This window comes from Geodermatophilus sp. SYSU D00758 (assembly GCF_054049955.1).
Window position 1 is genome coordinate 19,615 of sequence record NZ_JBJGYK010000055.1, and the last position, 8,375, is coordinate 27,989.

Here is an 8,375-nt window from a genome sequence, read left to right on the forward strand (position 1 = left end):
GAGAGGTCCCCCATGGTCGCCGTCGGCATGCTGCTCTCCGACGTCCCCACCTCCGTCAGCCCCGCCCGGCAGTTCGACGACGTGCGCCGGATCGTCGAGGCCGCCCAGCGCAACGGCATGACCTACATCGCGATCGGCCAGCACTTCCTCTACGGCGAGCTGCGCTGGCTGCAGCCGGTGCCGCTGCTGGCCCGGCTCGCCGCCGAGTGCGAGCGCGACACCCGGCTGGCCACGCAGATCATGATCGCGCCGCTGTACCACCCGGTCATGCTGGCCGAGGAGCTCGCCACGCTCGACGTGGTCACCGAGGGCCGGCTGGTCTTCGGTGCGGGCATCGGCTACCGGCCCGAGGAGTTCGAGTACCTCGGCATCCCGTTCAAGGAGCGCGCCGCCCGCACCGACGAGATCCTCGAGCTGCTGGTCAAGCTCTGGACCCAGGACGAGGTCACCCACTCCGGCCGGTTCTGGCAGCTCGACGGCGTCCGCCCGCACCTCAAGCCGGTGCAGGACCCGCACCCGCCGATCTGGGTCGGCGCGCAGAGCGTCGCCGGGGCCCGCCGGGCCGGCCGGTTCGGGGACGCCTTCCCGGTGACCCCCGAGGCCACCTACGCCGAGATCGAGGAGCGCTTCGCCGCCGTCCGCGAGGGCTTCGCCGCACGGGGCAAGCCGTTCGGGCCGCAGCCGGTGCGCCGCAACGTGCTGGTCGCCGACTCCCGGGAGGAGGCGGTCGTCGAGTACGCCCGGGTGTCGAAGGGCAAGTACCTCTCCTACGCGCAGAAGGGCATGAAGCACGCCGGCAGCGCCGACGACCTCGACGCGGACTTCGTCGCCTCCGTGACCGGGCACGCGGTGCTGGGCACCGACGCGGAGGTGGTCGAGCAGCTCACCGACCTGTGCACCCGCTTCCCGGTCGACCCGCTGCTGCTGCGCCCGCAGTGGCCGTCGATGAGCGCCGAGGAGACCATCGCCGCCATCGAGCGGCTGGGCCGGGAGGTGGTGCCCGCCATCCGGGCCCTGCCCACCCCGCAGCCCGAACCCGTGCCCGCGGCCAGCACGGCCTGACCCGAACCGATCGACCGACAGGAGACAACCATGGGGCGTTCCAGCGGCAACCGCTTCGAGGGGAAGGTCGCCTTCGTCACCGGCGGCGCGCGGGGGCAGGGCCGCTCGCACGCGGTCCGGCTGGCCGCCGAGGGGGCCGACGTCGCGGTCATCGACGTCACCCGCCAGTTCGACTCGGTGCAGTACGCCATGTCCACGCCGGAGGACCTCGCCGAGACCGAGAAGCTCGTCCGCGAGCACGGCCGGGAGTTCCTCGGCATCACCGGCGACGTGCGCGACGAGGAGCAGGTGAGCGCCGCCGTGGCGCAGGTCGAGGAGCGCCTCGGCGGCATCGACCTGGTCTGCGCCAACGCCGGCATCCTGCCCTCGACCGGCCCGCACGCCCAGCGGCTGAGCGCCTGGCACGACACGATCGCGACGAACCTCTCCGGCGTCTTCTACACGCTGCGGGCGGTCACCCCCGGCATGGTCGAGCGCGGTCGCGGCGGCGCCATCGTCATCACCGGGTCCACGTCGACCTTCCGCGGTGTCGCCTACAAGACCGAGATGCTCAACCCCGGGCACATGGCCTACGGCGCGGCCAAGGCCGGCGTGCTGGCGCTCATGCGCAACTACGCGATGGCCCTGGGCAAGCACGGCATCCGGGTCAACACCATCATCCCGGCGGGCGTGAGCACGCCCATGATCGTCAACGAGTTCTTCACCAAGGACCTGCAGGCCGACGCTCCTCCCGGGTGGATGGCCAACGTCATGGAGCACGGGCCGGTGGAGCCCGGTGACATCTCCGACGGCGTGCTGTTCCTGCTCTCCGACGAGGCCAAGTACGTCACCGGCACCGCGTTGCCGGTGGACATGGGCACCCTCCTGGTCTGACGCGCCGGACGGAACGGGAGGGGCGCGTCTCCCGCGCCCTCCCGATCCGCCCGGGCGGTCAGCTCATGCCGGCCGGCTCGGCGGCGCCGCTGTGCTCCGCGGGGACGCCGTCGAGGAGAAAGCCCTCGTAGCCGTTGCGCGCGATCTCCTCGCACTGCGGGGACTGCGTCATGGAGGGCCTTCCTCGGGGGCACGTCCCTGCGGGCCCGGCCGCGGGCCCGAGGGGCGAGGTGGCGGGGTCGTTGTGACCCGCACCACAACCCAGGAGGACGTTGACGTCAGCGTCAAGCCGCTCCCGGGGGGGGGGGGGGGGGGGGGGGGGGGGGCCCGCCCGCGCGCCCCCCCCCCCCCGCCCCCCCCCCCCCCCCCCCCCCCCCCCCCCCCCCCCCCCGGGAGCCCTCAGCCCGCGTCCGCCGACGGCCGCCCCGCGCCCACCGCCTCGCGGGCGCCGCTGCGCACGAAGCCCTCGTAGCCGTTGGCCGCGACCTCGTCGCACTTCTGCCGGTAGACGCCGACGCCGCCGATGTAGGGCATGAACACCCGCGGCTTGCCGGGCACGTTCGACCCCATGTACCAGGAGTCCGCGGTCGGGTAGAGCGTCATGTGGCCCACCTCGTCGACGTGCGCGGTCCAGGCGTCCTCGGCCTCGACGGTGGGCTCCATCGTCGACAGGCCCTCGGCCCGCATGGAGGCGATCGCGTCGGCCACCCACTCCACGTGCTGCTCGATCGAGGTGATCATGTTGGAGAGGACCGACGGGCTGCCCGGCCCGGTGATGGTAAACAGGTTCGGGAAGCCCGCCACCTGGATGCCCAGGTAGGTGCGCGGGCCGGCGTGCCACTTGTCCTCCAGCTTCACGTCCCCGCGACCGCGGATGTCGACCGCCGTCAGGGCGCCGGTCATCGCGTCGAAGCCCGTGGCGAAGACGAGGTCGTCGAACTCGAACTCCTCCTGCGTGGTGCGCAGCCCCCGGTGGGTGATCTCCACGATCGGCGTCCTGCGCACGTTGACCAGGCGCACGTGCGGCAGGTTGAACGTCTCGTAGTAGTTGGTGCCCAGGCACGGCCGCTTGGTGCCGAAGGGGTGGTCGTGCGGCTGCAGGGCGGCGGCCGTCTCCGGGTCCTCGACGATCTCGGCGATCCGGTCCCGCACGAACTGCGCCGCGGTGTCGTTGGCCGCCTGGCTGGTGATCATGTCGTTGTAGCTGACCAGCATGTCCACGAGGTTGTTGTCCTCGTCGTACCAGACGCTCTCGTAGCGGGCCTGCCGCTCCTCCGGCGTGACCTCGAGCGCGGACCTCGTGGGCGTCGGGACCGCGATGCCGAACCCGGACTCCCGGGCGGCCTGGCGGACCTCGGCGTACCGCGACTTGACGTCCCGCTGGTGCTCCGGGTCGATCGGGTGGTTGCGGGCCGGCAGCACGAAGTTCGGCGTCCGCTGGAACACGGTCAGCTCGGCCGCCTGCTCGGCGATGAGCGGGATGGCCTGGACGCCGGAGGAGCCGGTCCCGATCACGCCGACCCGCTGCCCGCTGAAGTCCACGCCCTCCTTCGGCCAGTGCCCGGTGTGGAACCAGCGGCCGCGGAACAGGTCGAGCCCCGGGACCTCCGGAACCTTGGAGGCCGACAGGCACCCGGTGGCCATGATCACGAACTGGGTGGACAGCTGGTCACCGCGGTCGGTGCGCACGTGCCAGCGGTCGACGTCCTCGTCGAAGACCGCCTCGGTCACCGTGGTCTCGAACTTGATGTCGCGGCGCAGGTCGAACCGGTCGGCGACGTGGTTGATGTAGCGGAGCAGCTCGTCCTGGGGTGGGTACTTCTCCGTCCACTCCCACTCCTGCTCTAGCTCCGGGTCGAAGGAGAAGCTGTAGTCCATGCTCTTCACGTCGACGCGGGCGCCGGGGTAGCGGTTCCAGAACCACGTCCCCCCGACGCCGTCGCCCTTCTCGAAGACCTGCACGGTCAGGCCCAGGCCGCGCAGCTTGTGCAGCATGTACAGGCCGGACATCCCGGCGCCGACGACGACGGCGTCGACCTCGGGAACGCCCCTGATCGCGGTTCTCGACGGCTGCTGGTGCGTCTGCGTCATGAGTTCGTGCTCCTCTCGGTCAGGCGGGCTGGGCGGTGAGCTGGCGGTCGATCGCCTCGGCGACGTAGGCGATCCCCGCCTCGCTGCCGGGCAGCACGTTCACCATCGTGAAGAAGCCGTGCATCTGGCCGTAGAAGCGGCGGGACCGCACGGGGACGCCGGCCGCGCGGAGGGCCTCGGCGTACTCCTCGCCCTCCTGGCGGAGCACGTCGTGCTCGGCGGTGAGGACGACGGCCGGCGGCAGGCCGGACAGGTCGTCGGCCTTGGACGGGCAGGCATCGGGGTTCTGCCGCATCGCGTGCTCGGGGGCGTAGAGGTCCCAGAACCAGGCCATCGACTCCTTGGTCAGCATCAGCTGGTTCTCGGGGTCGCGGTAGGTCTCGTTGTCCAGGTCGCAGTCGGTGACCGGGTAGACCAGCACCTGCATCGCGAGGCCCGGGGCGCCGGCGGCCCGGGCCTTCTGAGCCATGATCGCGGCGAGGTTTCCCCCGGCGCTGTCCCCGGCCACGATCAGCGGCACCCGCGAGCCGGCGATGTCCTCGACGTGGGCGTCGACCCACCGCAGGGCGGCCCACGAGTCGTCGGCCGCCGCCGGGTACGGGTTCTCCGGCGCCATCCGGTAGTCGACCAGGACGACGGCGCAGCCGGTCCGCTCGGCGAGCTTGCGGCCGAGGGTCTCGAACTCGGGCAGCGCGCCGATGACCCAGCCGCCACCGTGGTAGTAGACGAGCACGCCGCGGGGGGACCCGGTCGGGACGAGGACGTGCAACGGGACGTCGTACCCGTCCGCCGCCCGCGCGCTCGTCATCTCCGCCCGGTGCATGTCCGGGCCGGGGCCGTACATCTCGCCCAGCGCCGCGGTGAGCCCGCGCGCCTCCTCGGGCGTCATCTCGTGCAGCGGCTTGGCGCCGCTGTCGGCCATCTGGGTGAGGAATGCCGTCGTCGCGTCGTCCAGTGCCATGGTCCGCCTTCCGGTGGGCGCCGCACCGGCTCCTGGTGCCGGGTGCGGCCTGTGACGTGGGTCGCAAACTAGGCGCATGATGTGGAGACATCAAGGGGGTGCGGCGCGTCGCGGTCGAGGAGTCGGCGAGTCGACCTGTCGGCGAGGAAACCGCCGAAATATGCGCAGGGACTCTGGATCCCTGCGCAGGGATGTGGCTAGGGTCACCGGCAACCCGGGGGCGACGGTGCTCCCGGCCACCGACACGAGGAGCTGCACGTGAAGACCGTGGGAGCACTGCTCTGGGAGCCGGGCACCAACTCCGGGTGGAGCGTCGAGGAGATCGAGATCGACCCGCCCGAGCGCCGCGAGGTGACCGTCAAGCTGACGTCCTCGGGCATCTGCCACAGCGACGACCACCTCGACACCGGGGACATCCCGCTGCCCTGGGCGCCGATCCTGGGCGGTCACGAGGGCGCCGGCGTGGTCACCGAGGTCGGCCCGGAGGTCACCGACCTGGCCGAGGGCGACCACGTGGTCATGTCGTTCCTGCCCTCGTGCGGGAGGTGCCGGATGTGCGTCTCCGGCCGGGCCAACATGTGCGAGCTCGGCGCCGGGGTGCTGGCCGGGTTCGCCCCGGACGGCACCCACCGCATCCACGCCCGCGGCAAGGGCGTCGGCGCGATGAGCTACCTGGGCACCTTCGCCCCGTACGCCACCGTCCCGGTGGACGCGGTCGTGAAGATCGACGAGGAGATCCCGTTGATGCCGGCGTCCCTGATCGGCTGCGGCGTCCCCACCGGCTGGGGCTCGTCGGTCTACGCCGCGGACATGCAGCTCGGCGACACCGTCGTCATCTTCGGCACCGGCGGGGTCGGCATGAACGCCGTCCAGGGCGCGGTCCACCGCGGGGCGAAGAACATCGTCACCGTCGACCCGGTGGCCTTCAAGCGCGAGAAGGCCAAGGAGTTCGGCGCCACCCACCCGGTCGCCTCGTTCGAGGACGCCGCGCAGCTCATCGAGCGGATGACCAACGGCCAGGGCGCCGACCGGGTGATCATCACCGTCGACGTGGCCCGCGGCGACATCGTCGAGCAGGCCAACCAGCTGACCCGCCGCGGCGGGGTCATCGTGCTCACCGCCGCGGCGCCGGTGATGCAGCGCGACGTCCAGTTCGACCTGTTCAGCTTCGCGATGTCGGGCAAGCGGCTGCAGGGCTCGCTCTACGGGACGACGAACTCCCGCAACGACATCCCGCTCATCGCCGACATGTACAAGAACGGCCAGTTCAAGCTCGACGAGCTGATCACGAAGACCTACAAGCTCGAGGACATCAACGAGGCGTTCGCCGACCTGCGCGAGGGGCGCAACATCCGCGGCGTCATCGTCTACGACGACTGAGGGCGGCGGCGATGACCCTGACCACGACCGACACCCGCACCGCCGACCTGCTCGACATCCAGCGGGCCACCCACGTCTACGCCCGCGGCCTGGACCGCTTCGACCCGGCCGAGGCGGTCTCCGCCTTCACCGACGACGCCGTCTGGGACGCCACCGCGGTGGGCCTGGAGCGGTTCGCCGGCCGCGAGGCGATCCTCGGCTTCTTCGAGCGGGACGCCGCGGCGATCGCCGACCAGTTCCACATCATCACCAACCACGTCGTCGACCTCGACGAGGACGGCGTCACCGCGCGCGGTACCAACTACGTGTTCTCCGAGGGGCACACGAAGAGCGGCGCCGCGTTCAAGGCGATCGCCCTCAACGAGGACGTCTACCGCCGCACGCCCGACGGGTGGCGGATCGCCGAGCGCCGCATCTCCGCGCTGACCCCGCCCCAGCTCGAGGGCTTCGATGCCTGAGCGCACCCCCACCCCAGGAGGATCCGCATGACCGCCGTCCAGGAGCGTGCCGACGCCGGCGTCCGCTCGTTCGACAAGCTGTTCATCGGCGGCTCGTGGGTGGCCCCCGCGACCGACGAGGTGATCGAGGTCGTCTCGCCGATCACCGAGGAGGTCGTGGCGACCGTCCCGGCCGCGAGCCCGGCCGACATGGACGCCGCCGTCGCCGCGGCCCGGAAGGCCTTCGACGAGGGCCCCTGGCCGCGGATGTCACCGGCCGACCGGGCCGCCGTCCTGCGCCGGGTCGGCGAGGAGGTGGCCAAGCGGATCCCGGCCATGGAGGCCTCCTTCACCGTCGAGATCGGCGCCCCGGCGATGATCAGCAAGGCCTTCCACGCCAACGCCTCGGCGATGTGGGACGACGCCGCCACGCTGGCGGCCTCCCTCGAGACCGAGGAGCGGCGCACGCTGCCCGACGGCACCGAGGTGACGATCGTGCGCGAGCCGGTCGGCGTGGCCGCGGTGATCATCCCGTGGAACGGCCCGGTCGCGACCGCGTCCCTGAAGATCGCCCCGGCGCTGGCCGCCGGCTGCCCCGTGGTGCTCAAGCCGGCGCCCGAGGGGCCGGTGTCGGTGTTCCTCCTCGCGGAGGCGCTGGAGGCCGCCGGTCTGCCCGAGGGCGTGGTCAGCGTGCTGCCCGGCGGCCGGGAGGTGGGGGAGCACCTGGTCAAGCACCCCGGTGTCGACAAGGTCTCCTTCACCGGGTCGACGGCCGCCGGCCGCCGGATCATGGCGCTGTGCGCCGAGCGGATCGCCCGCGTGACCCTCGAGCTCGGCGGCAAGTCGGCGGCGATCGTGCTGCCGGACGCCGACATCGCCTCGGTCGCGCAGACCGTCACCTTCGCCGGCATCGGCAGCTCCGGGCAGGTGTGCGCCGCGCTCACCCGCCTCGTCGTCCCGCGGGACAAGCAGGACGAGGTGGTCGAGAACGTCAAGGCGATCATGGAGTCGGTGCCGGTCGGCGACCCGCGCGAGGAGGGCACCGTGCTCGGCCCGCTGGCCGCCGAGCGCCAGCGCGACCGGGTGGAGGGCTACATCAAGGTGGGTCTGGAGGAGGGCGCGCGCCTGGTGACCGGCGGCGGCCGCCCCGAGGGGCTGGACACGGGCTACTACGTGCAGCCCACCCTCTTCGCCGACGTGGACAACTCCATGCGCATCGCCCAGGAGGAGATCTTCGGCCCGGTGATCGTGGTGATCCCCTACGACACCGTCGAGGACGCCGTCCGCATCGCCAACGACTCCCAGTACGGCCTCTCCGGCGCGGTCTTCACCGCCGACCGGGAGGCCGGCGAGCGGATCGCCCGGCAGGTGCGCACCGGCCAGATCTACGTCAACGACTGGGGCATGTGCGTCACCCAGCCCTTCGGCGGCTTCAAGCAGTCGGGGCTGGGCCGCGAAGGCGGTCCCGAGGGCATCAGCGGGTTCCTCGAGACGAAGATGATCCAGGGCATCTGACCCCCTGCCGGGGGGGGGGCGCGGGCCCCCCGCGGGCCGGGGGGGGGGCGCGGGCG

The 8,375-nt window shown here is 72.2% G+C and carries 7 protein-coding genes; 5 read left to right on the forward strand and 2 right to left on the reverse strand.

The features are described from left to right. Positions 1-12: 12 nt before the first annotated feature. Positions 13-1,062 carry an LLM class flavin-dependent oxidoreductase gene (locus tag ACI8AC_RS23225; RefSeq protein WP_456900217.1) on the forward strand — a complete coding sequence of 350 codons (1,050 nt, stop codon included), beginning with the start codon at positions 13-15 and terminating at the stop codon, positions 1,060-1,062. A 30-nt stretch (positions 1,063-1,092) separates the two neighbouring features. After that, on the forward strand, positions 1,093-1,935 hold the full coding sequence (locus ACI8AC_RS23230; RefSeq protein WP_456900218.1) for a mycofactocin-coupled SDR family oxidoreductase: 843 nt from the start codon (positions 1,093-1,095) through the stop codon (positions 1,933-1,935). Positions 1,936-2,334: 399 nt separating this feature from the next. On the opposite strand, the gene ACI8AC_RS23235 is transcribed toward ACI8AC_RS23230, so the two are convergent. Both ACI8AC_RS23235 and ACI8AC_RS23240 read right to left on the reverse strand, forming a co-directional pair. After that, positions 2,335-4,026 carry a flavin-containing monooxygenase gene (locus ACI8AC_RS23235; RefSeq protein WP_456900219.1) on the reverse strand — a complete coding sequence of 564 codons (1,692 nt, stop codon included), beginning with the start codon at positions 4,024-4,026 and terminating at the stop codon, positions 2,335-2,337. 19 nt (positions 4,027-4,045) lie between these two features. After that, on the reverse strand, positions 4,046-4,987 hold the full coding sequence (locus tag ACI8AC_RS23240; protein WP_456900220.1) for an alpha/beta hydrolase: 942 nt from the start codon (positions 4,985-4,987) through the stop codon (positions 4,046-4,048). A 258-nt stretch (positions 4,988-5,245) separates the two neighbouring features. On the opposite strand from ACI8AC_RS23240, the gene ACI8AC_RS23245 reads away from it, so the two are divergent. The 3 genes from ACI8AC_RS23245 to ACI8AC_RS23255 are packed head-to-tail and all read left to right on the forward strand — an operon-like array spanning position 5,246 to position 8,319. Next, positions 5,246-6,367 (forward strand): NDMA-dependent alcohol dehydrogenase, encoded by a 1,122-nt coding sequence (locus tag ACI8AC_RS23245; RefSeq protein ID WP_456900221.1) that lies wholly within the window; start codon positions 5,246-5,248, stop codon positions 6,365-6,367. Between the two features lie 11 nt (positions 6,368-6,378). Then, entirely contained in the window at positions 6,379-6,825 is a 447-nt protein-coding gene (locus ACI8AC_RS23250) for a nuclear transport factor 2 family protein (protein WP_456900222.1), read from the forward strand. A gap of 27 nt (positions 6,826-6,852) precedes the next feature. Continuing rightward, complete coding sequence (locus ACI8AC_RS23255) at positions 6,853-8,319, forward strand: aldehyde dehydrogenase (RefSeq protein ID WP_456900223.1); 1,467 nt, start codon at positions 6,853-6,855, stop codon at positions 8,317-8,319. The last annotated feature ends 56 nt before the right edge of the window (positions 8,320-8,375 follow it).

Coding starts and splice junctions, on each gene's coding strand:
- ACI8AC_RS23225 (WP_456900217.1), top strand. CDS start 13: ATGGTCGCCGTCGGCATGCTGCTCTCCGACGTCCCCACCTCCGTCAGC.
- ACI8AC_RS23230 (WP_456900218.1), top strand. CDS start 1,093: ATGGGGCGTTCCAGCGGCAACCGCTTCGAGGGGAAGGTCGCCTTCGTC.
- ACI8AC_RS23235 (WP_456900219.1), bottom strand. CDS start 4,026: ATGACGCAGACGCACCAGCAGCCGTCGAGAACCGCGATCAGGGGCGTT.
- ACI8AC_RS23240 (WP_456900220.1), bottom strand. CDS start 4,987: ATGGCACTGGACGACGCGACGACGGCATTCCTCACCCAGATGGCCGAC.
- ACI8AC_RS23250 (WP_456900222.1), top strand. CDS start 6,379: ATGACCCTGACCACGACCGACACCCGCACCGCCGACCTGCTCGACATC.
- ACI8AC_RS23255 (WP_456900223.1), top strand. CDS start 6,853: ATGACCGCCGTCCAGGAGCGTGCCGACGCCGGCGTCCGCTCGTTCGAC.